Consider the following 23,588-nt stretch of genomic DNA (forward strand, 5'->3'; position numbering starts at 1 on the left):
TGAGGAATAAACTTTACATAATCATGATTACGCGGCTTAGGGATCAGAACTCATTCCGCGGCCCACGTGATCCGGTCAGGCGCGGTCAGTCTTTGCCAAGCGTCATATTGCGACAGGAAGACCTGCCCGTTCAGTTCGTCGAGGAAATGTGACTGCTTCAGTCGGTCCATGACCGGGCCCTTGACCTCACTCAGGTGCAGCCCGACACCCATGTCGCGCAGGCGGTGGTTGATCGCCTCAAGGCTTTCGAGCGCCGAGAAGTCGACCTCGTTCACCGCCGAGAACATCAGTACCACGTTGCGGATCTCGCAACCCTCGGTCACGCGCGACTGGACCAGATCCTCGAGGAAGCGGGCATTCACGAAATACAGGCTTTCATCCACCCGCAACGTGACCAGCGTGGGGTCGGTCTGGACCTTGTGGCGCAGGATGTTGCGGAAGTGTTGAGTGCCCGGCACCAGCCCCAGTTCGGCCACATGTGGACGTGAAGTCTTGTAAAGATGCAGAAGGATCGAGATTGCCACGCCGCTGGCAACACCCGCTTCGACGCCGGCCATCAGGGTCAGGACGATTGTAGCGGCGACGGCGGTGAAATCGGCCCGTGAATAGCCCCAGGTCTTTTTGAGGATTGAAAAATCCACCAGGCTAAGCACCGCCACGATGATCGTCGCGGCCAGCGTCGCCTTGGGCAAGAAATAGACAAGCGGGGTCAGGAAGAGTGCGGCAACCGCCAGCCCAACGGCGGTGAAGGCACCGGCCGCCGGGGTCTCGGCGCCCGCGTCGAAGTTCACCACCGAGCGCGAGAATCCGCCGGTGACCGGAAAGCCCCCGGTGAAGGCGGCGCCCAGATTGGCCGCGCCCAGGCCGATCAGTTCCTGATCGGGGTCGACGCGCTGGCGTTTCTTGGCCGCAAGCGTCTGCGCGACCGAGATGCTTTCGACAAAGCCGATGATCGAGATCAGGATGGCGGGCACCAGCAGCACGCCGATTAGGTCCGCGGACAGCCCCGGCAGGGTCAGCGGCGGCAGGCTTTGGGGCACCTCGCCCACGATCTTGACGCCGCGCGCGTCCAGCCCGAAGGCCCAGACCGCCACCGTGGTTGCCACCACCGCCGCCACCGGCCCGGCCTTGGTCAGCACATCGGCCAAAAGCGGTGGTACGCCCACGCGCCGCAGCGCGGGTTTGAGGTTCTTGCGCACCCAGAACAGGAAGGCCGTGGCCAGTGCGCCGATCACCACCGTAATCCCGCTGGTCTGGTCCAAATGCGCCAAGATCGAGCCCAGCATCTCGGGCAGGGTATGGCCATGCGCGCTGACCCCCAGGATGTGTTTCAGCTGGCTGGTGGCGATCAGAATGCCCGAGGCGGTGATGAAACCCGCGATCACCGGATGAGACAGGAAGTTGGCCAGAAAGCCCAGCCGGAACACACCCAGCAACACCAGGAACCCGCCCGACAGAAAGGCCAGTGTCAGCGCCGCCACCGCATAGCCGGCGGTGCCCTGTTCAGCCACCTGCCCCACGGCGGATGCGGTCAGCAGCGACACCACCGCCACCGGACCCACCGCCAGCGCCCGGCTGGTGCCGAAGGTCGCATAGAGGATGATCGGCACGATCGAGGCATAGATACCCGCCTCGGGCGGCAGCCCCGCCAGCAGCGCATAGGCCAGCGATTGTGGGATCAGCATGATCGTCACGATCACCGCGGCGATCAGGTCATTGGACAGCGCCGCCCGGTCATACCGGCGGCCCCAATCCAGAATTGGCAAGTATCGCAACAGGTTGTGCATCGGTTCCACGTTCAAGAGGGCACAGGGCGGGTGTTGGATGGCGCAGGGCAAGAAGCCCTAGCGACCTATTCGGCCGCCACGTTCAGCGGCTCGGGCTTGGCCATCCATTCCTTGCCCTTCAGCATCGCCGACCAATAGACCGGCGGCAGCAGCTTTTCCTTGAGGACCCAGGCCGCGCGGCTGGGTTTGGTGCCGTCGATCAGGAACTTAGGGAAGCTGGGCTTCAGGACACCGCCATAGCCGAACTCGGCCAGCACGATCTTGCCGCGTTCCACCGTCAACGGGCACGAGCCGTAACCGTCATAGGCCGCCACCGGGCCGCGGCCCTCGATATCGGCCACGATGTTGTCGGCCACCACCGGCGCCTGCTTGCGGGCAGCGGCCGCGGTTTTCGCGTTCGGCGCGTTCATCACGTCGCCCAGCGACCAGATGTTGTCAAAGCTCTTGTGGCGCAGCGTGGACTGATCCACATCGACCCAACCCGCCGCATCTGCCAGCGGCGATACCCGGATGAAGTCCGGCGCCACCTGCGGCGGGCAGACATGCATTATGTCGAACTCGACCGTCACCTGCTCGGGCTGCTCGTCGTGCTTGGCGACCTTGAACGTGGCGGTTTTCGCCGCCCCGTCCACCGCCACCAGATTGTGGAAGAAGTTCAGCGTGGCGTCGTATTTCCTGACATACTCCATCAGCGCCGGGACATAGTCCTTGACCCCGAACAGCACCCCGCCCGCATTCATGAACTGGATGTCGATATCCTTCAGAACCCCGCGTCGGACCCACGCATCGCCCGACAGATACATCGCCTTTTGCGGCGCGCCCGCACATTTGATCGGCATCGGCGGCTGGGTGAACAGCGCCCGTCCCGCCTTCAGCCCTTCGACTAACTGCCAGGTATAGGGCGCCAGGTCATAGCGATAGTTCGAGGTCACGCCGTTGCGGCCCAGCGTTTCCTCCAGCCCTTCGACCGCACCCCAGTCCAGCTTGAGCCCCGGAGTCACCACCAGACGGTCGTATTTGACCACTCGGCAACCATCCAGAATGACGGCGTTGTTCTGTGGCTCGAACGCGGCCACGGCGGCCTTGATCCATTTGACCCCGCGCGGGATCAGCGCGCCCATGGTCTTGGCCGTCTGTTCCGGCGTGAACACGCCGCCGCCCACCAGGGTCCAGCCGGGTTGATAATAGTGCACATCCGACGGGTCGATGATGGCAATCGACAGGTCGGATTTACGCGCATGCAGGCTGGCGGCGGTGGCGATGCCCCCTGCCCCGCCGCCCACGATCACCACGTCAAAGGACGCGTCGCCGGTGTCGGTGGGAGTCTTGCCGCCATTGGCGATGCGGCGGGCCACGCCGCTCATGTCATATCCGGCAGCCTTGGTTGAGGTCAGGATGTCAGGCAAGGCTCGGCCCTGCGCGGCCTCGTGCAGCGACCAAAGCGTGGCCGAGCGCGTGCCCGTCCGGCAATAGGCCAGGATCGGACCTGGCAGTTCGGTCAGGGCTTGACCGAAGGCCTTCGCGTCCTCATCCCGAACCAGGCCAGTCTGGACGGGAACGTACCGGGCTTCGATGCCAAGCTTTTCTGCAGCGGCCTCGATCTCCTCGAATGTCGGTTGATCGGACCCTTCACCGTCGGGGCGATTGCAGATGATGGCACGGAAGCCCGCGGCCTTGATCGCCGGGATATCGGCAAGCGTTACTTGTGGCGACACCGAGAGTGCGCCCGAAATCTTTCGGATTTCCATTGTTGTCTCCTGCGGTCAGATCTTGTTGACCGGAACCTTGAGCATCTGGTTGCCGTCATTGTCGGTCGGGATATCACCCGCCCGAATATTGACCTGGATCGACGGGATGATCAGGGTCGGCATCGCCAGCGTCGCGTCACGCTCGGTGCGCATCTTGATGAACTCGTCCCGCGACTTGCCGCCGCCCACATGAATGTTGTGCGCCTTTTCCTCGGCCACCGTGGTTTCCCAGCGGATGTCGCGACCGTTGGGGCCGTAATCGTGGCACATGAACAGACGGGTTTCGTCCGGCAGGCTCAGTACCTTCTGGATCGAGTCATAAAGCGTTCCCGCATCTCCGCCCGGAAAGTCGGCTCGGGCCGAACCGCCATCGGGCATGAACAGCGTGTCACCCACAAAGGCCGCATCGCCGACCACATGCACCATGCAGGCCGGTGTATGGCCCGGTGTGTGCATGGTGAAAGCGGTCATGTTGCCGATCTTGTAGGTCATGCCATCGGTGAACAGCGCATCGAACTGACTTCCGTCACGCTGGAACTCGGTGCCTTCGTTGAAGATCTTGCCGAAGACCTCCTGCACGATCTTGATGTTCTCGCCGATGCCGATCTTGCCGCCCAGCTTCTGCTGGATGTAAGGCGCCGCCGACAGGTGGTCGGCATGGGCGTGGGTCTCGATGATCCACTCCAGTTTCAGACCCTGCTTTTCGATCTCGGCGATCAGCAGGTCGGCATGTTCGAAGGTGATCCGACCGGCGGCATAGTCGATGTCCATCACGCTATCGATGATCGCGCAGGCGTTGGATGTCGGGTCCGAAACGATGTAGCTGATCGTAGCCGTGGCCTCGTCGTAGAAGCCCTGAACCTTGGGTTTGACGCTCAGATCCACCGGATACGCGGAAATCGGTGTCGCGATTGCGTCAGCCATTTTCTGGTTGTGGGTGTCGATTGCCTTTTGGTCGGTCATGATCGTGCCTCCTCTCTGACGCTCAGGCCTTGGCCGAACGTGAAATCAATGGTTGCCCTTGCAGAATGCGCGCCAGGGCCAGCCCGGCGGCGACCGCGCCCAGAAACAGCAGAACCTCCCACCGTCCGGTGCCCAAGGCCGGAATTGCCGCGCCCGGGCAGAATCCTGCGATGCCCCAGCCCACGCCAAACAAGGCTGACCCGCCGACAAGCTTCATGTCGATTTGCTTTGCGCCCGGAATCTGGAACCGGTCCGCAAAAAGCGGCGCGGCGCGTCGCCATATCAGGCGATAGCCGATGAATGTCACCACCAGCGCCCCGCCCATAACGAAGGCGAGGCTGGGGTCCCAGGTTCCGGCCAGATCGAAGAAGTTCAACACCTTGGCCGGGTTCATCATGCCCGAGATCGCGATGCCTGTGCCGAAGACAAGGCCGGTCAGGAACGTATGGAACAGTTTCATTGCCTCACCCTCCGAATACGTGGCGGATCACGAAAACCGTGATGGCGGCAGTTGCCATGAAGGTCGGAACGGCAACCAGGGACCGGGTCGACAACCGCGACAGGCCGCATACTCCGTGACCCGAGGTGCACCCCGAGCCGAGGCTGGCGCCCAGACCGACGATGACGCCGCCGACCACGATCATCAGCGGGCTGATCGGCACCTCGATGGCCGGCATGGAGCCGGTCAGCACGTAGATCAGACCCGGCGCAACGATCATTCCGGCAACAAGCGCCAGTCGCCAGGAAAACTCGGACCCGCTGTCAGGAAAGACCAGACCGGACATGATCCCGGTGGCACCCATGATGCGGCCGAGGCCCAACATCAACAACACTGCGCCCAAGCCTATCAGCAGGCCGCCGCCAAAGGATGCAAAAGGCGTGAATACGGTTTCCATATTATCTGGTCCTGCAGGTTTTGATGCCCAAAAGCGTGTACACCGGGCAGAATTTCATGGTCGCGGTCAACAGCATGATGATGCCGACGATCACAGCGCCATATTTGAAAAGGGGTGCGGCGAACAGGGCCAGCTCGCTGAAGAGTGCAAGGTACAGCAGGACCAACCCAAGAGCCGCGCGCAGCGTGCGGTCGATCGTTCCGACGTTGTTGGTCATATCGCCCTCCATATTCAGGTTTCTGAATGGCATATATGACGCCAGGAGCGTCTCTTCAGTGACAATGTCACGAAAGCCGAAAAGATTCCCGAAAAATCAGGTGCTGTGCGCCAAAGCCTGCAAAGCCGGTGTGTCGGTGAGCGTGATCTTGCCCCGAGATTGCGAAACCAACTCGCGTTTCTGGAAGTCGTGCAGCACCCGCGAGACAACTTCACGCGCGGTTCCCAGTTCGCTGGCCAGTTGTTGATGTGTGGCCTGCACCTCGTTCGCGGGATCGGCCAATGCAAGCAGACGTTCCGCCAGCCGGACATCGATCCGGCCGAAGGCGACGTCATCGACCACGCGCAGAAGGTCGATCAATCGGCGGGAATAGGCCTGGAACACGAAATCGCGAAACGCGTCCTCTTCCGCGGCAAGGCGGTCGAAGGCGGGCTTGGGCAGGACGATCGCGGTGACATCTGTTTCAGCAATGCCTTCGGCGTTATAGGCCTCTTCGGCCAGCATACATGCCGTGGTCAGCACGCAGCTTTCGCCGGCTTCGACCCGATACAAGACGATTTCGCGCCCCGTATCCGAGCTTTGTGAAACGCGGATCCGGCCTTCGTACAGAAACATGAGGCTGTCCGGCACATTGTCGGGCCCGAACACCTGGGCCCCGTTCGGGAACTTCACGATCCGCGCGGCCGCGCGCAACCGGGCGCGGACCGCATCGGGCAGGTGGCTGGTTCCGTGGAACCGCTGGGTCCAGTCAGTGATTGTCATGTGGCTGCTTGCATGGGTGGCCCAAAGCCCTCGTAGATAAGTACGGTTCTGCCGTCTTTCGCCCGGCCCGGATGATACGTTAGTAACGGAGCATCCTGTGCATCTGCCGCATGGCGTAGGACAGAACCGTGGTCACGATCAAGGGAAAGCGCCCGAAGGTGCCTCGGGTCCACCCTGTCAGTCGCGACCCAGATCCTTGAGGATCGGACAATCCGGGCGGTCATCTCCGGCGCATTCGTGGATCAGGTGCGACAGTGTTTCGCGCATGGCTTTCAAGCCTTCGATCTTGGCATCGATCTCTTCGAGGTTCTGTTTGGCGATCCGCTTGACGTCCGCGCTGGCGCGGTGCTTGTCCTCGTACAGCGCCAGAAGCGAGCGGCAGTCTTCGATGGTGAACCCCAGCGACCGCGCGCGCCCGATGAACGCCAGCTTGTGCAGTTCTTTCTCGTCGAAATGGCGGTATCCATTGGTCGATCGTCTGGGTTTGATGAAACCGATATCCTCATAATACCGGATGGTCTTGGCCGGCAAACCCGAGCGTTCGGCGACGTCCCCGATGTTCATGGCGGCTCCTTTCCTATTCGGCGGGTGTGGGTGCGTGTGCGATGGTCTGCGGTTTGCGGTCGGATCCGCTCGGCGGTCGGGCCGCCTTGACCCAACGAAGCCGCAGTGCGTTTGACAGCACAAACACGCTGGACAGCGCCATGGCGCCAGCCGCCAAAACCGGGGACAGCAAGGGTCCGCCAAAGGGATAGAGAACTCCCGCGGCCACCGGGATCAGCAGCGTGTTGTAGCCAAAGGCCCAGAACAGGTTCTGCCGGATATTGCGCATGGTGCGCTGGCTGATATCGAAGGCGTTGACCACGCCGATCAGATCGCCCGACATCAGCACCACGTCTGCGGCCTCGATCGCAACGTCGGTCCCGGTGCCGATGGCAATGCCGACATCCGCGGCCGCCAGCGCCGGAGCGTCGTTGATCCCATCACCGACAAAAGCCAACTTGCCGCCGTTCACGCGCAGGTTTTCCAGTGCAGCGACTTTGCCTTCGGGCAGGACTTCGGCGACGACTGTGTCGATCCCAAGCTGTGCTGCGATGGCATCGGCCGTCGCCCTGTTGTCGCCCGTGATCATCGCCACTTTGAGCCCCAGCGCGTGCAAGGCTTCGATGGCCTCCGGTGTGCTGGGCTTGATCGGGTCGGCCACCGCGATTGCGGCGGCAGCGGTTCCGTCGATTGCGGCGTAGAGCGGTGTTCTGCCCTTGGCGGCCAGCGACGCGCCGTGATCTGAAAGCGCGCTGATGTCGATGCCTTCACGCTCCATCAGACGATCGGCACCGATAAGGATACTGTGCCCTTCGACGACCGCTTGAACCCCATAGCCGGTGATCGACTTGAAATCCTCGGGTTTCGGCAGAGTCAGGCCGCGTGTCTCGGCCGCGCGCACGATGGCGGTGGCGATCGGATGTTCCGAAGTGGCTTCGACGGCTGCGACCAGGCGCAGGACGGTGTCTGCATCCAGCCCTTGGGCGACCACAAGATCAGTCAGTTCCGGGCGGCCTTCGGTCAGGGTGCCGGTCTTGTCCACCGCTACAACAGTGGTTTCCTGCAACATCTGCAGCGCGTCGCCCTTGCGGAACAGAACGCCCATTTCCGCAGCGCGCCCCGTGCCCACCATGATCGATGTCGGCGTAGCCAGACCCATTGCGCAGGGGCAGGCAATGATCAGCACCGCGACCCCGGCAACCAGAGCCATGCTGAGCGCCGGGTCCGGTCCGAACAGCAACCAAACAAGGACTGTCGCGACCGCCACCGCGATCACCGCGGGAACAAACCAAAGGGTGATACGGTCAACCAAGCCCTGAATGGGCAGCTTCGCGCCCTGAGCCTGTTCGACCATCTGAATGATCTGCGCCAGCATTGTATCCGCTCCGATCTTTTCGGCGCGGACGGTCAATGCTCCGGTACCGTTCACGGTGCCACCTACGACGTTTGCGTCAGAGGATTTCTCGACCGGAACCGGCTCACCCGTGATCATGCTTTCGTCGACATAAGAAGTGCCGCTCAGCACTGAGCCATCGACCGGGATCTTTTCGCCGGGCCGCACATGAACCAGATCGCCTACTGCGATCTGATCAATGGGCAGTTCGACAATGCGGTTCTCCCGTTCGACCCGCGCGGTTTTGGCCTGCAGGCCGACCAGCTTGCGGATCGCCTCGCCGGTTCGGCCTTTGGCGCGTGCTTCAAGGAAGCGGCCCAGCAGGATCAGAACCACGATGACCGCGGCCGCCTCATAATAGACATTGGCCGTGCCGGCCGGAAGGATTTCGGGCGCAAAGGTCGAGATCAGCGAGAACCCATAAGCCGCCGACGTGCCCAAAGCGACCAGCGAATTCATGTCTGGTGCGCCTTTGGCAAGTGCTGGAAAGCCCTTGGTGTAGAATTGAAGACCGGGCCCGAACAGGACCAGTGTCGCCAGGACGAACTGAATGTAGTGGCTGGCTTGCAGGCCGATGGTGCTTGCAATCAGATGATGCATGCCGGGAATGACATGCGCGCCCATTTCAAGGATGAAAACCGGCAAAGCCAGGATTGCCGCAAACCCCGTTCGCAGTGCCAGTTTGCGGATTTCGTCAGCTTTGCGATCCTGCGCCGCTGCCTGAGCCGAGTTGCGTGGCGTCGCCGGGTACCCGGCCGCGTTGGCCAGTGCAGCAATGGCTTCAGGTGTCGTCGCGCCCGTTGCAAACTCGACGGTCGCGCTTTCCGAGGCGAGGTTGACCGACGCCGCCAGCACCCCCTGCCCGGCAAGCAATGCCTTCTCGACCCGGCCGACGCATGAAGCACAGCTCATGCCCTGGATGTTGAGCGTGACGGTCTCGGTTACGGCTGGATAGCCCGCCGCCTCCATCGCCTGTGCGATGGATTTGACATCAGCCGGAGCATGGAAATCGACCTGGACGCTCTCATTCGCCAGGTTTACGGCAGCCGAGTCGACACCCGGAACCGCGCTAAGCGCACGCTCAACCCGGGCCACGCAAGACGCGCAACTCATCCCCTGAACCTGAAATTTGGCATGTGAAATATTGGCCATGTCGTCACCACGATTATTCGGTCGACCCTGTACATAAGGGTTCCAGCAAGTGGAAGGTCAAGTCCCTCTTCGGAATACCCCAGCACACCAAGCAAACCATCGCTTCAGGGCAAGAGCAGTTTGCGGCTGTGCTCCGTCGGCAACAGGGCAACGATGGATGGCGACGGATCCTTGGTGAATTGAAGCGGGATCGCTTGGATGCGAAGGTATCACGCAAAGAGAATCACTTGGGAATCGGAAAGGTGCGGCATGACAACGAGGAAAGCATTGATTGGGCTGTGCGCGCTGTCCCTGATTGCCGCCTGTACCGAGACCACGTCGATGTCCGGCGACAAAGCCCCCGGTGATCTTGCCAAAGTGCCCGAAGGCGTGGTCGAGATCGCCGCGCCGGGGCAGGACCTGACCGCCGTTCGGATCATGCCCGAAGACGGTTGTTACTGGTATCGTTACGTGGGTCCGGTCGAAACGACATACCTGCCGCTGAGAACCGCCGATGGCCGCCCGATCTGCGCCCGGGCGTGACGGATCAGCTGCTGGCAGTCGCAAATCTTTCGGGTGGATATAGATGAGCCGTCGCGCCCGGCTGCACCCGGTCATACAGGCCAATAATATGGGCCATGACCATGCGCACACAGCCTGAGCTTGCCCGCCCGCCGATAGACCGGGAATAGGGTGTTCCGTGGATGCGCAGATATGTGTCGCGATTGCCCTGAAACAGGTAGAAAGCGCGTGCGCCCAAGGGGTTGTTGGGTCCGCCGGGCATTCCGTCGGCAAACTGCGCATAGTCCTGCGGATCACGTTTGATCATGTCCGCGGTCGGGGTCCAACGCGGCCATTTGGCTTTGCGCCGGATCGTATAGGTCCCGGGTTCGTAGAGATTGCCACGGGCGATCGCCACGCCGTATCGCATCGCGGTTCCGCCCTCTTCGATGAAATACAGGTAGCGCGCGACGGCATCCACGTGAATGTCACCGGGCACCAGCGACCGGTTGGTTTCGACCCGTTGCGGCAGAAACCGGGGATTCAGCCCCCAAGGGTTCGAGGTGGCCGGGTCATAGTTGGCCGGTGTCACCTGCCTGTCCCAAGCCGCCCATTGAGATGCGGTCGACGCTTCGGCCGATGTCGCGCCGAGAATCGGTTGCGAGAAAACAGCAAGCGAAGTCGCAACAAAATGTCTTCTGGTCAGCATGTCTGCACCTCCAGTCGCCTTGCCGTGGCAGCAAGAAAAAAGATCGGACTAAACGATTCCCTGAAACAGACCCCGAGTCCATTCACTTGTTCGTTGGACGCAAAACCTTGTCGCAACTGGTGTTTTGAGGTCGTGCACAAACGGTTGCCGAAAGCCGCGCATCTGGATCAGACGAATTTTTGAACCGCCCCGGGTGGGTTGTCATAAAACTGTTACGAAAGCGTTACATAAGCTTCGCACGCCCGGACTACTGCACTCAACAAGGCCGCAGGGGGCGGCCAAAGCTGATTCTCAGGAGTGACCATGACCACCATCAAACTGACCGCTTCGGTTCTGGCAATCACCGCGATCGCCGCGTCCGCTGCTTCGGCGCGCGACGCCATCCGTATCGTCGGATCGTCGACCGTATTCCCGTACACCCAAGCCGTGGCCGAGCAGTTCGCCAACAACACGGGCGCAGCTTCGCCCATCGTCGAATCGACCGGTACCGGCGGCGGCATGAAAATCTTCTGCGAAGGCATCGGCGAAAACACCGCCGACATCACCGGCGCATCGCGTGCCATGAAGGCCTCGGAATACGAGCTGTGCCAAAAGAACGGCGTGACCGACATCTCCGAAGCTCTGATCGGTTTCGACGGCCTGTCGATCGCCATCTCGCGCAGTAATGAACAGGGTTGGGACCTGTCGCTGGCCGACATCTACATGGCCCTGGGCGCCCAGGTGCCGGTTGATGGCGAGTGGAAGGACAACCCGTACAAGACCTGGAACGAAATCAACCCCGACCTGCCGGCCGTGGAAATCCTGGCTTATGGACCGCCGCCGACCTCGGGCACCCGCGACGCGTTCGTCGAGCTGGCCATGCATGAAGGCTGCAAAGAGCTGGACTTCGTCAAGAATGGTGATTTCGACAAGAAATGGGTCAAGGAAAACTGCTCGCGCATGCGCACCGACGGGCCCTTCGTCGAAGCGGGCGAGAATGACAACCTGATCGTTCAGCGCCTCGAGGCGGACCCGAACGCCGTAGGCATCTTCGGCTACTCGTTCCTGTACGAGAACCTGGACAAGCTGAAGCCGGTCACGATCGAAGGCGTCGAGCCGAATGCCGATACCATCGCCGACAAATCCTATCCGGTGTCCCGCCCGCTGTACTTCTATGTGAAGAACGCGCATCGCGGCGTGATCCCGAACCTGGATGAGTTCCTGGAAGAATACATGTCGGATGATGCTTTGGCATCCGACGGCTACCTGGCCGAACGTGGTCTGGTTGGCCTGTCCGACGAGCGCCGTGAAGAGCTGCAGGATGCAATCCTGGACGGCCAGAACATGGAACCCAAGTCGTAAGACTTGCAATTAACAGGGCTGTCCGGCCGCGAAACCGGGCAGCCCATTTTTGTGCCTGGGGGGCAGATGACTACTTTCGTGTTTGCGGCGCTGTTGGGCGTCAGTATCCTTGGATATTTGCTGAACAGACGGGCTGCGGCCGGTCTGCGCGCAGATGGGACGTCCCTGCACTCCCTGCCCGGCTATCACGGGCTGTTTTCTTTTCTGTCCACGCTGGTTCCAGTCTTTGTGCTGATCGTACTTTGGCTGATCTTGCAGGGGCCGGTGATCGACCATGTGGTCATGTCGGGCCTGCCTGCCGGCAGCCTTGACGGATTGGACACTGGCGGGCGCCAGCTGGTGCTGGCCGAGATCAAGTCGATCTCGCGCGGTCAGATTTTCGGCGAGCCGGAACAGTGGAAGACGGACGCAGCCCAGCGGTATCTTGAACTGCATCAGATGTCGGGATGGGTTCTGCTGTCGATCGTTGTCATTCTGTCACTGGCCATCGTGGCATTTGCCCGGTCGCGTGTCGGCGTCGAATTCCGCGCCCGCCACAGTGTGGAACGCATCGTTTCCGGCCTAATGATTTTCTGCTCGACCGTCGCCATCTTTACGACCGTCGGCATCATTGCCGCGCTGCTGTTCGAATCCATCCGCTTTTTCGAGATGGTGCCGATCACCGAGTTCTTCTTCGGGCTGAACTGGGAACCGCAGATTCCTCTGCGCGAGGACCAGATTGCGGCCGAAGGTGCCTTTGGCTGGCTTCCGGTCATCCTCGGCACGATCGTCATTACCGTGGTCGCGTTGTTCCTGGCGGTGCCGGTGGGCCTGCTGTCGGCCATCTACCTGAACGAATTCGCGCCCGACCGCTTGCGGGCGGTGGCCAAGCCAGTGCTGGAGATTCTGGCCGGCGTGCCGACCGTGGTCTATGGCTTTTTCGCGATCCTGGTCGTGGCCCCGGCCATGCGCAGTTTCGGAGCCTCACTGGGCATTCCGGTTTCGCCCAACACGGCGCTGGCCGCAGGCAGCGTGATGGGCATCATGCTGATCCCGTTTATCTCGTCCTTTACCGACGACGCCCTGTCAGCCGTGCCGAAATCTCTGCGTGACGGAGCACTGGCGCTGGGTGCGACACGGGCCGAGACGGTTCTGAACGTGCTGTTCCCCGCCGCCATTCCCGGCATTGTCGGTGGCATCCTGTTGGCCGTCAGCCGCGCGATCGGGGAAACCATGATCGTGGTGATGGCGGCGGGCCTGATCGCCTCGCTGACCATCAACCCGCTGGACAGCGTGACCACGGTGACCGTGCAGATCGTCACGCTTCTGATCGGCGACACCTCGTTCGACAACCCCAAGACGCTGGCAGCCTTTGCCTTGGGCATGATGCTGTTCGTCGTCACCCTGATCATCAACGTCTTCGCGCTGCGCATCGTGCGCAAGTACCGCGAAGCCTATGACTGAGGCCAAGAATCATGGCTGACCTGACCGCAGGACAAAACAATTCGCCCAAAGGCGGAGACACCGCCGACGCCGTGCGCGCCGGCCTAGCCCGCCGCAACCGCAAGCAGAAGATACTGCAGGGCCTTGGCCTGGGCGCGATTGGGTTTGCATTTCTGATGCTGTTCATCCTGGTGGCCTCGCTGGTGTCATCCGGATACCAGGCGTTCACCCAGACCAAGATCACGCTCGAGGTCTATGTCGACCCCGAGGAGATCGAGCCCGAAAAGCTGCCGCGGGGCGGTTTCAAGGACGTGTTGCAAGCCTCGCTGTCCGAGTTGCTGCCCGAGGTGGACACCAGCGATCGGGCTACCCGAAAGGCCCTGTCAGGCATTCTGTCCAACGGAGCGCAGTTTGATCTGCGCGACCGGGTGGTGGCCGACCCTGCGCTGATTGGTCAGACCATCACGATGACCGTGCCGGTATCTGACCCGTATGACCAACTGAACAAGGGCACCATCGACCGCGACACGCCCGAACAGAACCGCCGCTTGAACGATGCCGAGATTGCGTGGTTCGATCAGCTCAAGGCCGAAGGCGTGATCAGCAAGCCGCTGAACACCGGCCTGGTCACCAATGCCGACAGCCGGTTCCCCGAATTGGCGGGCCTGAAGGGCGCGCTGATCGGGTCGTTCTGGGCGCTGTTCGTGTGTTTCGTGATTTCCTTCCCGCTGGGCATCGGCGCGGCGATCTACCTTGAGGAATTCGCGCCCAAGAACAAGGTCAGTGACTTCATCGAGGTCAACATCAACAACCTGGCCGCGGTGCCGTCGGTCGTTTTCGGCCTGTTGGCGCTGGCGGTGTTCATCGGCTGGTTCGGGCTACCGCGCTCGGCCCCGTTCGTGGGTGGCATGACGCTGGCGCTGATGACCATGCCGACGATCATCATCGCCACCCGCGCGGCGCTCAAGGCCGTGCCGCCGTCGATCCGCGAGGCGGCCCTGGGCATCGGTGCGTCCAAGCACCAGGTGGTGTTCGGTCATGTGCTGCCGCTGGCGATGCCCGGCATCCTGACCGGTACGATCATCGGGCTGGCGCAGGCCTTGGGGGAAACTGCTCCGTTGCTGCTGATCGGGATGAACGCGTTCATCACCTCGGCCCCGGCTGGCCCGTTCGACAGTGCCACCGCCCTACCCACGCAGATCTTCATCTGGGCTGACAGCCCCGAGCGCGGCTTCGTCAGCCGGACCTCGGCCGCGATCCTGGTGCTGCTGGGGTTCCTGGTCACGATGAATGCAATCGCGATCTATCTTCGCAACAAATTCGAGCGCAGCTGGTAAGCGCAAAGGGGTCATCATGATGAACGACATGAGCAAGATCGAGCCGAGTGCCGCCGTCGACGCCATCAAAATTCAGGCGAAGGGCGTCCAGGTCTTTTACGGCGACAACCAGGCAATCAAGGACGTATCGGTCGACATTCTCGACAAGACGGTAACCGCTTTCATCGGCCCGTCCGGATGCGGCAAGTCCACGTTCCTGCGCTGCCTGAACCGGATGAACGACACGATTGACGTCTGCCGGGTCGAAGGTGACATCCGGATCGACAACGAAGACATCTACGACAAACGGATCGACCCGGTGCAGCTGCGTGCCAAGGTGGGTATGGTGTTCCAAAAGCCGAACCCGTTCCCCAAGTCGATCTACGACAACGTAGCCTATGGTCCCCGGATCCACGGGCTGGCCAGAACAAAAGCCGATCTGGATGACATCGTTGAGAAATCCTTGCGCCGGGGGGCCATCTGGGATGAGGTGAAGGATCGCCTGCACGAGCCCGGCACCGGCTTGTCCGGCGGTCAGCAGCAGCGCCTTTGCATCGCGCGCGCGGTTGCCACTGAACCCGAGGTCCTGTTGATGGACGAGCCGTGCTCGGCTTTGGATCCAATCGCGACCGCCCAGGTCGAGGAACTGATTGACGAGTTGAAGCTGAACTTCTCGGTAGTGATCGTCACGCACTCGATGCAGCAGGCGGCTCGGGTCAGCCAGAAAACGGCGTTCTTCCACCTCGGCAGCTTGGTGGAATACGGGGACACGGGGCACATCTTCACCAATCCCGAAGACCCGCGCACGGAATCCTACATCACCGGGAGAATCGGATGACCCAGGACGCCATGAAGGACAAGCACATCGTCCGATCTTTTGATCAGGAACTCGAGTCCGTTCAGGCGCACCTGATGCGCATGGGTGGGTTGGTCGAGAGCTGCCTGTCGGACGCGATCCGGGCACTGTGCGACAAGGATGTCGAACTCGCCGCGCGCACCGTCAAGGCCGATCGCGCCATCGACGAGTTGGAAGAGATGGTCAAGAACGACAGCGCTAACATCATCGCGCGGCGTGCGCCTACGGCCATCGACCTGCGCGTGGTCCTGGCGACCTTCACCATCGCCAACCAGCTCGAGCGCAGTGGGGACCATGCAAAAAACATCGCCAAGCGTGCCGTGACCCTGGCGGACTCGGCGAGTTTGGACGAAGTCAAATCGGCCATAGCGCGTCAGGCCCAGCTGGTGCAGAGCATGATTGCGGATGCCCTGGATTGCTTCATCCAGCGGGACGCGGACAAGGCCCAGGCCATTCGTGAACGTGACGCTGATGTGGATGCGATGTACAATAACGTGTTTCGCGCTCTGCTGACCCATATGATGGAGAACCCGGGCAATATCACCCCGGGCATGCATCTGCATTTCGTGGCCAAAAACCTCGAGCGGATCGGTGATCACGCTACCGGGATCGCGGAGCAGACCATCTACCTTGTCAGTGGGCAGTTGCCTGATGATGACCGCCCGCGCCTCGACAAGACACCAACGGAAACCACCGAGGTCTTGTGATGCCAACGCCATCGATCCTTGTCGTCGAAGACGAGCCCGCGCAGCGCGAGATCATCTGCTACAACCTCGAGGCCGAAGGCTTTGACGTGCGCCAGGCCGAAACCGGTGACGAGGCGCTGTTGCAGATCAAGGAAGTGCCGCCCGATCTGATCCTGCTGGACTGGATGCTGCCCGGCGTTTCCGGGATCGAGATTTGCCGCCAACTGAAGATGACGGCCGCGACCCGTGCCATTCCGGTGATCATGCTCTCGGCAAAATCCGAAGAGGTCGACAAGGTGCGCGGGCTTGAGACAGGTGCCGACGACTATGTCACCAAGCCTTATTCGGTGATCGAACTGATGGCCCGGGTCAAATCCCAGTTCCGGAGGACCCGCCCCGCAGCCGTGGGCGAGCGGTTGGAATACGATGACATCGTCCTGGATGCCGAGACGCATCGCGTGACCCGTGCGGACGAGGACATCAAGCTGGGCCCGACCGAGTTTCGGTTGCTGTCGACCTTCATGGAAAAGCCGGGCCGGGTCTGGAGCCGCGAGCAATTGCTCGACCGGGTCTGGGGGCGCGACATCTACGTGGATACCCGGACCGTCGACGTGCACATCGGGCGTTTGCGTAAAGCTTTGACCGTGCGTGGGGGGGATGATCCGATTCGCACCGTGCGCGGGGCCGGTTACGCGCTCGGCTGAGCCCGGACCTCTGCCATTTCGCGCAGGTGGCACCCTAGCATCAGGAGCGCCGGCCAGAGCAGATAGGCCTCGATCTCGATGTTTTCGCCGAAGGTTAGCAGCAGCAGGGTCATCAGCAGGCCCAGCGGCAAGCGTCCGCGCGCCGAGCGGACCGCGTCGGTGATCACCACGCCGAGATGCACGGCGAAGGGGACAAGAAACGCCACGAAGCCGGTGATGCCCTTGACGAACAGAAGCCCGTACCAGGTGTGGTGGCTTCCGATGGGCATGTACTCGACCAAATGCGCACCGGGCTTAACGGTTCCGTGACCAAACAGCACCGCGTCTGATTGCCAGCGCTCATAGGCGATGCGTTGCAGGGTTTCGCGCACGCGGGTGCTGTCGGCGCGGGCCGATTTGAAATTCTGCAGTGCCTGGTTGCCAAGATCGATCGCGGCGGCCCCCCACGCCGCGGACGCCGTCGCCACGGCCGACACCAGAAACCATCCGATGCTGCGCGCCACCAGCGGCAAGAGGCGTGGCCCCAGCGTGCAGGCCACCAGCCCGACCAGCCCCATGCGGGATTTCGACGCCAAGATCATGAGAATACCCGCGCTCAGCCCGACGGCCATCCATCCCCGGTGCCGTTCTTCGAGCGCGAACAGGACCATGCATACCCCCAGCAAGGCGGCAAATGGTGACCACGGCGCGAAGAACTGCCACCGGGGCGTCCAACTGGCCGGGTCGATTGTGTAGAGATAGACCGAGAAATACTCGGGGCCCGGCCCACCGACCGCCTTGAGCGGTGAGGTGAAGATCTGGCTGGGCAGGCCCAGATAAGGTGCAGCCAACAGCGGGGGCGCAAGGCACAGGGTCCACAGCCCCAGCTTGCACTGGCCTCGCACCAGAACCTCTCGCCGGATCGGCAGCACGGCCCCGGCCAGAATGAACAATGGAATAAGCGCCCAGCCCTTGGCCCAGCCGATCGAGGACTTGATGGTCTTGCCCAGCCCCAGCCCCCAATCCAGATGGCCGGCCCACAGTGCAAACAGCATCAACAACATGCCGGCCATCCACAGCCAAGCCAGCGCCGGAACCGGCCCGGTGGCCCGCAGGTCCGGACGGATCGCCGGCCCCAGATACAAAGCCAGGGCCGCCAACCCCGCCAGGGACCATCCCAGTACCGGCCCGACGACATAGAGCGCGCCGATGGCATAGAACGGCCATGTCCAGACCAGCGCGCGCCAGACAAGCCGCTCGGCCGGGTTCTGCGGCGCGGCCTCGGTCATGCCGGGGTCTCGCCTGTGTCTTTCAACAGCCGCGAGATCAGCGGGTTGCGAACCCATGCCAGCGTCAGCCCGATCAAAAGCATCAACGTCGCGGCAATCCCGGCCGCGATCGACAGCTTCTTGTTGGGTGAAGACGGCCGGTCCGGCAGCGACGGATTCTCCAGCACCTGGATCAGCGGGTACGAGGCATAGACATCGGTCTTTTTCGATTCCGACCGGGCGATGGCCGAGGCAAAGACGGCTTCGGCCACGGCAAAATCCCTTTGACGGTCTTCAAGTTCAGCGGCCGCCGGCGCCAGCGCGGACAGGCGCGCAGTTTCGGCCGCGACCTGTGCGGCGAGAGTTTTTACGTGCTTTTCCTGCCCCGCGCGCAGGGCGTTTTCGCGGACAAGCTCGCTGAGCAACTGCGCACGCTCTCCCTCGGGGGCGCGGTCCAGACCCGAGAGCTGTTCGACCGACAGGCCGGTCACCTCGGCCGCGCGTTGGACGGCAACCTTCCGTGCGCCTTCATATTCGTCCCGCGCTGCGCGATAGACCGGATGGCGCGGCCCGTAATTGGCATCGGCCTGCGCCAGCTTGGCCGCGCCGGCCGAAACATCCTTGAGCAACGACATATATTGCGCGTCGGCGTACAGCTTCAGCGTCACCGCGGCGGCATCCGGCGGCAGATCCAGCGCAGTCTCAAGCGCCGCGACGCGCTCGGCCTGGCGCGCCAGTGTGCTTTCCTCGGCCCGCAGCGTCTGGCGCGCGCGGTCATTGGCGGCCACCTGCTCACGGTATTGGGCGGCCGAGAGCAGCCCGCTCTGCCGCTGCAACTGCTCGATCGCAGCGCGGGTTTCACGAACCGAGCGCTGATACTCGTCGATTGCGCCACTGTTGCTGGCTTCGCGCGTGGCGATCTCGTCCGCGCGCAAGGCGTCGATCTCGGCAAAGAACGCAGCGACAAGGGCATCGCCGTGGCGTTGCGCGTCCCCCGGGCTGGCGGCCTCCATTTCGATATGGATCAGGCTGGTCTGGTCCACCAGGCGGATGCGCGGCTTGCCGAACGCATCGCGCTCGGCTCCGACGGCGCGTGCGGCCGCATCCAGAATGCGATCGGCCGACAACAGCCGCTTGTAGGTTTCGGTGGGGCTGATCGAGCCGTTGGCAAAGGCCGAATTGGCGTAGGACGAGGCCTGCCCGATATTGGCCAGATTAACCGAGGCCGACGCACCCGACCCCGGCAGGATCAACGAGGCGTGGGATGCGTATTTGACCGGCGCGGTTGCCAGATACCCGCTGATCGGGGCCCAGATGCAGCTGGATCCCAGAAGAAACAACGCAACGTATCGCGGCAGCCGTCCCGCATCGGTCAGCCGCCCGCCCTTGAGAACGCGGCGCCATCCCAGCGACCGGATGTCCGTGCGGCTGATGCGCGCCCAGTCCCAAGGGCGGTTTGGCGCAAGCGTTTGTTGGTTGTCGGAAATCTGGTTCGGCATATCAAATCCTCTCTTACAGGATTGATATACGGATGCGGCTTGGGCTGTCCGCTGCGCAAGGGGTTAGGCCGGGGCGGGTTGGGACAGGCCCCCTATCCGAAAGGATGGGCGCGGGTCAGAACAGGCCCGCCTCGCGCGCGGCCATCGCGGCCTGAGTACGGTTGCTGACACCCACTTTGCGGTACAGCGTTTTCACATGCAGCTTGATCGTGGGCTCGGACAGGTCCAGATCGCGGGCGATCTCCTTGTTCGACTTGCCCTCGGTCAGACCTTTGAGGACCTGGCGCTCGCGCTCGGTCAGTTTCTTGGCCATCGGGTGGGTGTCGTTCGGTTGCTCGGCGCTCATGAAACCGACGGGCAGATATTGCTCACCCATGGCCATGAAACGGATGGCGTTTACCAGAGACTTGGCCGGCAGGGTCTTGGGCACGAACCCGGCTGCCCCCAGCTCGAGCGCACGTTCAGCCAGATCGCGCGAGGCATCGCCGGTGAACAGCGCCACATGCCGCGCGCGATCCATGCCAATGCAGGTTTCCAACCCGCTCAGCCCGTTCATGCCGGGCATGTTCAGATCCAGCAGAACCAGATCAAACGGACCTTCGGATTCGATCTTGGCCTTTGCGGTCGCAAAATCCGGCGCGGTGGTGGGCTCGATCCCGCCCGCGGCCTCGATAAAGGCGACGAGCGTGTCCAGAACCAGTTCGTGATCGTCGGCGATAAGAACTTTCATCAATGAACTCCATGTGCCTCCACCCAGACCTGAAAAGGTTAATAAACCATTGATGATTGGCGGTGAAGCCTGCCGAACGGACAGGCAGATACCCGATCGGATAGGCGCAGCTGGCCGGATGTCCGCGCGGTGCCGCATCCGGGCCGTGTCAGTCAGCCGATTTCTCCGCGTGCTCTCCCGATGCTCGTCTGTTGCGGTCCCGGCACAGCGGGCAGGTTCAGAGCAACAGTTCAGTTCATGTTCGGAGAGTTCCATGCACTTTCAAGCCGCTCACGCCCTTTTCGACGGCGCACACACCACGCCCGGCACCGCGCTGCCGATCACCGAAATCCTCGGGCAACCGGTGGTGAATGCAGAATCCGGGCCGGTCATCACCACGCTTTTGGATGGTCACCGCCGGACCGTCTTTTTCCTGAACGCCCATTGCGCAAATGTCCGGGCAAAGAATGACCAATATCGAGCAGCCCTGACGCAAGCCGACCTCGTCCTGCCCGACGGGATCGGGGTCGAGCTTGCCGCCGCGATGCAGGGCGAACACCTGGCCGAGAACTTGAACGGAACCGACTTTGTCCCGCGCCTGGTCCGGCGCGCGGCCAAGCTGGGCCAGACGGTCTATCTGCTGGGCGGAACGCCCGGCACCGCACAGGCCGCGGCAGCGCGCCTGCAAGACATGGCGCCCGGCCTGAGGATTGCCGGTTGCCGCGACGGGTTTGGGGGCATCGAACGGACGGACGAAGCCTTGGACGAGATCAACCAGTCCGGCGCAGACATCCTGCTGGTGGCCATGGGCGTTCCGTTGCAAGAACTGTGGATTGCGCGGCACCGCGCACGGCTGAACCCGAACCTGGTGCTGGGTGTCGGCGCGTTGTTCGACTTTCTGGCGGGCAACGTCCGGCGGGCGCCCGGGATCGTACGGCGGGTTCGGATGGAATGGGCGTGGCGGTTGGCGATGGAGCCACGCCGCATGGCCCGCCGCTATCTGATCGGAAATTTCGAATTTCTGGGACGGTGCGTCGCCCAGGTTCTTGGCGGGCTGACGCCCAGCCGTATTCTTGACCTGACCGTCGCGCTGGCGGCCATGACGGTTCTGGCCCTGCCGATGCTGGCCATTGCCGCCCTTGTCCGGCTGGACAGCCGCGGCCCGGCCCTGTTCCGGCAGACACGGGTGGGAAGGAACGGGGTGCCTTTCACCGTCTACAAGTTCCGCTCGATGACCACAGACGCCGAAGCGCAAAGGGCAAGCCTCCTGGCGCAGTCCGACCGCGCAGGCGTGTGCTTCAAGGCCCGTCACGATCCGCGTGTCACACGGGTGGGCAAGGTTCTGCGCCGCTTTTCGCTGGATGAGTTGCCGCAGATCCTCAACGTGTTGAAGGGCGACATGTCGATCGTCGGACCGCGCCCTGCCCTGCCCGAGGAGGTCGCCAAATACCCGCCCCGCGCGCTTGAACGCCTGGCCGTCCGCCCCGGGATCACCGGCCTCTGGCAGGTGTCGGGCCGGGCTGCCATCGACTTTGACCGGATGATCGACCTGGACACGGCCTATGTGCGGTCCCGCTCGGCCCTTCTGGATCTGATGCTGATTGCCATGACCGTGCGGGCCGTCGTGTCCGGCCGCGGCGCCTACTGAGAAAACCCAAGGAGAATTGATATGACCAAGATTCGCAAAGCCGTCTTTCCTGTCGCCGGACTGGGCACAAGGTTTCTGCCCGCGACCAAGACCGTGGCCAAGGAAATGCTGCCCCTGATCGACCGCCCGCTGATCCAATATGCCGTCGACGAGGCGCGCGCGGCCGGGATTGAAGAATTCATCTTCATCACGTCACCCGAGAAAACCGCGCTCGAAGCCTATTTCGGGCGGAATACGGCGCTTGAACGCAAGTTGAAGGATGGTGGCAAGACCGAGCTTTTGAACAACCTGCGCTGCGCCGATCTGGAGGATGGCAAATACTGCTTTGTCCGGCAGGACGCGCCCCGTGGATTGGGCCATGCGGTGTCGCTGGCGCGCGAGTGTGTGGGCAATGAGCCGTTTGCGGTGATCCTGCCCGATGACGTCATCAGCGCCCGACGCCCGGCCCTGTCACAGATGGTCCAAAGCTATTGTGACCAGAGCGGCCACATGGTTGCGACCCAATCCGTGCCGTCCGACAGGATCGGGTCCTACGGCGTCGTCGATATCGCCCTGCAGGCCGGGCGTGTTCAAAAGCTGCGCGGCCTGGTCGAAAAGCCCAGCCCCGAGCAGGCGCCGTCGAACTACGGCATCGTCGGGCGGTATATCCTGCAGCCGTCGATCTTTGATCGACTGGCCGGCCAGGCACCGGGTGCGGGAAATGAAATCCAGCTGACCGACGCCATCGCTGCGGATATCCAAACCGCTGGCTGCTCGGGCTACGCCTTTGCGGGTGAACGCTTCGACTGCGGGTCGGTCGCCGGATATCTTGAGGCCACCGCGGTCTTTGCCCTGCAGCGGTCAGAGCTGCGCGAAGGGTTTGAGCGGATCATGGCACAGCGCATGGGCCACCTGCGCCCGGCCGCGTAACGGCGGGCACCTATCCGTTTGGATAGGTGCTTATCCCGATGCCCGACTGTTGCCCGGTCACGCTTTCTGATCTTGTGCAGTTGGACACTAGGAGAATGAAATGCGGATTTTACTTGTAGCCCTGGCAATGATTCTGACCTTGGGCCAGGCACAGGCCCAGGATCTGGCCGAACCCACCGGAGACGTGGTTCTGACGATCACCGGCAACCTGACCCAGTCCGGAGCCGAGGATGGTGCGCGGTTCGACATGGACATGTTGAAATCCTTGCCCGCGCGGACTTTTGCGACCTCGACGATCTGGACTGAAGGTGAGAACACCTTTGTCGGCGTACCGTTGTCGGTGGTGTTACAAGCAGTCGGTGCCGATGGAAGCATGATCCGCGCCACGGCGATCAACGACTATGCGGTCGAAATCCCCATGGACTCGGTCACCGAAAGCGACCCGATTGTGGCCTATGAGATGGACGGCGCCGAGATGTCGCGCCGGCAGAAGGGCCCGCTGTGGATCGTCTACCCCTATGACAGCGACCCGAAATACCAGACCGAGGTGACCTATTCGCGCAGCATCTGGCAACTCGATCGTCTTGAGGTCGTTAAATAG

At 62.4% G+C, this 23,588-nt stretch carries 23 protein-coding genes; 10 read left to right on the forward strand and 13 right to left on the reverse strand.

Annotation, left to right across the window (positions count from 1 at the left end; translation table 11 throughout):
* Positions 1–50: 50 nt before the first annotated feature.
* The 9 genes from ACR0IR_RS15840 to ACR0IR_RS15880 all read right to left on the reverse strand — a co-directional run bounded on the left by ACR0IR_RS15840 (position 51) and on the right by ACR0IR_RS15880 (position 9,461).
* The gene (locus ACR0IR_RS15840) at positions 51–1,787 is read right to left on the reverse strand and encodes a SulP family inorganic anion transporter (protein ID WP_480779140.1); all 1,737 of its coding nucleotides are present in this window, start codon (positions 1,785–1,787) and stop codon (positions 51–53) included.
* Between the two features lie 65 nt (positions 1,788–1,852).
* A complete protein-coding gene (locus ACR0IR_RS15845; protein WP_170365770.1) occupies positions 1,853–3,535 on the reverse strand; it encodes a bifunctional protein tyrosine phosphatase family protein/NAD(P)/FAD-dependent oxidoreductase in 1,683 nt (560 codons plus the stop codon).
* A gap of 15 nt (positions 3,536–3,550) precedes the next feature.
* Entirely contained in the window at positions 3,551–4,435 is an 885-nt protein-coding gene (locus tag ACR0IR_RS15850; RefSeq protein WP_170366116.1) for an MBL fold metallo-hydrolase, read from the reverse strand.
* Positions 4,436–4,520: 85 nt separating this feature from the next.
* A complete protein-coding gene (locus ACR0IR_RS15855; RefSeq protein WP_170365771.1) occupies positions 4,521–4,958 on the reverse strand; it encodes a DUF6691 family protein in 438 nt (145 codons plus the stop codon).
* A gap of 4 nt (positions 4,959–4,962) precedes the next feature.
* Positions 4,963–5,394 (reverse strand): YeeE/YedE family protein, encoded by a 432-nt coding sequence (locus tag ACR0IR_RS15860; RefSeq protein ID WP_170365772.1) that lies wholly within the window; start codon positions 5,392–5,394, stop codon positions 4,963–4,965.
* A 1-nt stretch (position 5,395) separates the two neighbouring features.
* Positions 5,396–5,611, reverse strand: coding sequence for a YgaP family membrane protein (locus tag ACR0IR_RS15865; RefSeq protein ID WP_170365774.1), 216 nt, complete (start codon positions 5,609–5,611; stop codon positions 5,396–5,398).
* Between the two features lie 96 nt (positions 5,612–5,707).
* The gene (locus ACR0IR_RS15870; RefSeq protein WP_170365775.1) at positions 5,708–6,373 is read right to left on the reverse strand and encodes a Crp/Fnr family transcriptional regulator; all 666 of its coding nucleotides are present in this window, start codon (positions 6,371–6,373) and stop codon (positions 5,708–5,710) included.
* A 177-nt stretch (positions 6,374–6,550) separates the two neighbouring features.
* Positions 6,551–6,937 (reverse strand): Cu(I)-responsive transcriptional regulator, encoded by a 387-nt coding sequence (cueR, locus tag ACR0IR_RS15875; RefSeq protein WP_170359527.1) that lies wholly within the window; start codon positions 6,935–6,937, stop codon positions 6,551–6,553.
* A gap of 13 nt (positions 6,938–6,950) precedes the next feature.
* Positions 6,951–9,461, reverse strand: a complete 2,511-nt coding sequence (locus ACR0IR_RS15880; protein WP_170365777.1) for a heavy metal translocating P-type ATPase — start codon at positions 9,459–9,461, stop codon at positions 6,951–6,953.
* Between the two features lie 249 nt (positions 9,462–9,710).
* On the opposite strand from ACR0IR_RS15880, the gene ACR0IR_RS15885 reads away from it, so the two are divergent.
* On the forward strand, positions 9,711–9,983 hold the full coding sequence (locus tag ACR0IR_RS15885) for a hypothetical protein (RefSeq protein WP_170341585.1): 273 nt from the start codon (positions 9,711–9,713) through the stop codon (positions 9,981–9,983).
* Between the two features lie 4 nt (positions 9,984–9,987).
* Here ACR0IR_RS15885 and ACR0IR_RS15890 read toward each other — a convergent pair whose 3' ends face one another.
* Positions 9,988–10,650: a L,D-transpeptidase gene (locus ACR0IR_RS15890; protein WP_093963303.1), complete on the reverse strand. Its 663-nt coding sequence runs from the start codon at positions 10,648–10,650 to the stop codon at positions 9,988–9,990.
* A 303-nt stretch (positions 10,651–10,953) separates the two neighbouring features.
* Between ACR0IR_RS15890 and ACR0IR_RS15895 the strand changes: the two genes are divergently transcribed.
* The 6 genes from ACR0IR_RS15895 (at position 10,954) to phoB (ending at position 16,975) form a co-directional block, all read left to right on the forward strand.
* Complete coding sequence (locus ACR0IR_RS15895; protein ID WP_170365778.1) at positions 10,954–11,991, forward strand: substrate-binding domain-containing protein; 1,038 nt, start codon at positions 10,954–10,956, stop codon at positions 11,989–11,991.
* Positions 11,992–12,057: 66 nt separating this feature from the next.
* A complete protein-coding gene (gene pstC, locus ACR0IR_RS15900) occupies positions 12,058–13,434 on the forward strand; it encodes a phosphate ABC transporter permease subunit PstC (RefSeq protein WP_254432953.1) in 1,377 nt (458 codons plus the stop codon).
* Between the two features lie 11 nt (positions 13,435–13,445).
* Complete coding sequence (gene pstA / locus ACR0IR_RS15905) at positions 13,446–14,750, forward strand: phosphate ABC transporter permease PstA (RefSeq protein ID WP_170341579.1); 1,305 nt, start codon at positions 13,446–13,448, stop codon at positions 14,748–14,750.
* A gap of 19 nt (positions 14,751–14,769) precedes the next feature.
* A complete protein-coding gene (gene pstB, locus ACR0IR_RS15910; RefSeq protein ID WP_170365781.1) occupies positions 14,770–15,567 on the forward strand; it encodes a phosphate ABC transporter ATP-binding protein PstB in 798 nt (265 codons plus the stop codon).
* Positions 15,564–16,292 (forward strand): phosphate signaling complex protein PhoU, encoded by a 729-nt coding sequence (gene phoU / locus ACR0IR_RS15915; protein WP_244952437.1) that lies wholly within the window; start codon positions 15,564–15,566, stop codon positions 16,290–16,292. Before pstB ends, phoU begins: the two co-directional genes overlap by 4 nt.
* Positions 16,292–16,975: a phosphate regulon transcriptional regulator PhoB gene (gene phoB / locus ACR0IR_RS15920; protein WP_170341606.1), complete on the forward strand. Its 684-nt coding sequence runs from the start codon at positions 16,292–16,294 to the stop codon at positions 16,973–16,975. The genes phoU and phoB overlap by 1 nt, the downstream gene beginning before the upstream one ends.
* Here the strand turns inward: phoB and ACR0IR_RS15925 are convergent.
* From ACR0IR_RS15925 to ACR0IR_RS15935, 3 genes are all read right to left on the reverse strand, one after another.
* A complete protein-coding gene (locus ACR0IR_RS15925) occupies positions 16,960–18,243 on the reverse strand; it encodes an O-antigen ligase domain-containing protein (protein WP_170365782.1) in 1,284 nt (427 codons plus the stop codon). The two genes, phoB and ACR0IR_RS15925, sit on opposite strands and share 16 nt — an antisense overlap.
* Complete coding sequence (locus ACR0IR_RS15930) at positions 18,240–19,721, reverse strand: GumC domain-containing protein (protein ID WP_170365784.1); 1,482 nt, start codon at positions 19,719–19,721, stop codon at positions 18,240–18,242. The genes ACR0IR_RS15925 and ACR0IR_RS15930 overlap by 4 nt, the downstream gene beginning before the upstream one ends.
* A 115-nt stretch (positions 19,722–19,836) precedes the next feature.
* On the reverse strand, positions 19,837–20,451 hold the full coding sequence (locus ACR0IR_RS15935; RefSeq protein ID WP_170341595.1) for a response regulator transcription factor: 615 nt from the start codon (positions 20,449–20,451) through the stop codon (positions 19,837–19,839).
* Between the two features lie 253 nt (positions 20,452–20,704).
* Between ACR0IR_RS15935 and ACR0IR_RS15940 the strand changes: the two genes are divergently transcribed.
* From ACR0IR_RS15940 to ACR0IR_RS15950, 3 genes are all read left to right on the forward strand, one after another.
* Positions 20,705–22,078, forward strand: a complete 1,374-nt coding sequence (locus ACR0IR_RS15940) for a WecB/TagA/CpsF family glycosyltransferase (protein ID WP_170365785.1) — start codon at positions 20,705–20,707, stop codon at positions 22,076–22,078.
* A 21-nt stretch (positions 22,079–22,099) separates the two neighbouring features.
* Positions 22,100–22,987 carry a UTP--glucose-1-phosphate uridylyltransferase gene (locus tag ACR0IR_RS15945; protein ID WP_170365786.1) on the forward strand — a complete coding sequence of 296 codons (888 nt, stop codon included), beginning with the start codon at positions 22,100–22,102 and terminating at the stop codon, positions 22,985–22,987.
* Positions 22,988–23,087: 100 nt separating this feature from the next.
* Positions 23,088–23,588 carry a putative pterin-binding protein gene (locus ACR0IR_RS15950; RefSeq protein WP_254429389.1) on the forward strand — a complete coding sequence of 167 codons (501 nt, stop codon included), beginning with the start codon at positions 23,088–23,090 and terminating at the stop codon, positions 23,586–23,588.

Source organism: Ruegeria sp. CF2 (assembly GCF_056537385.1).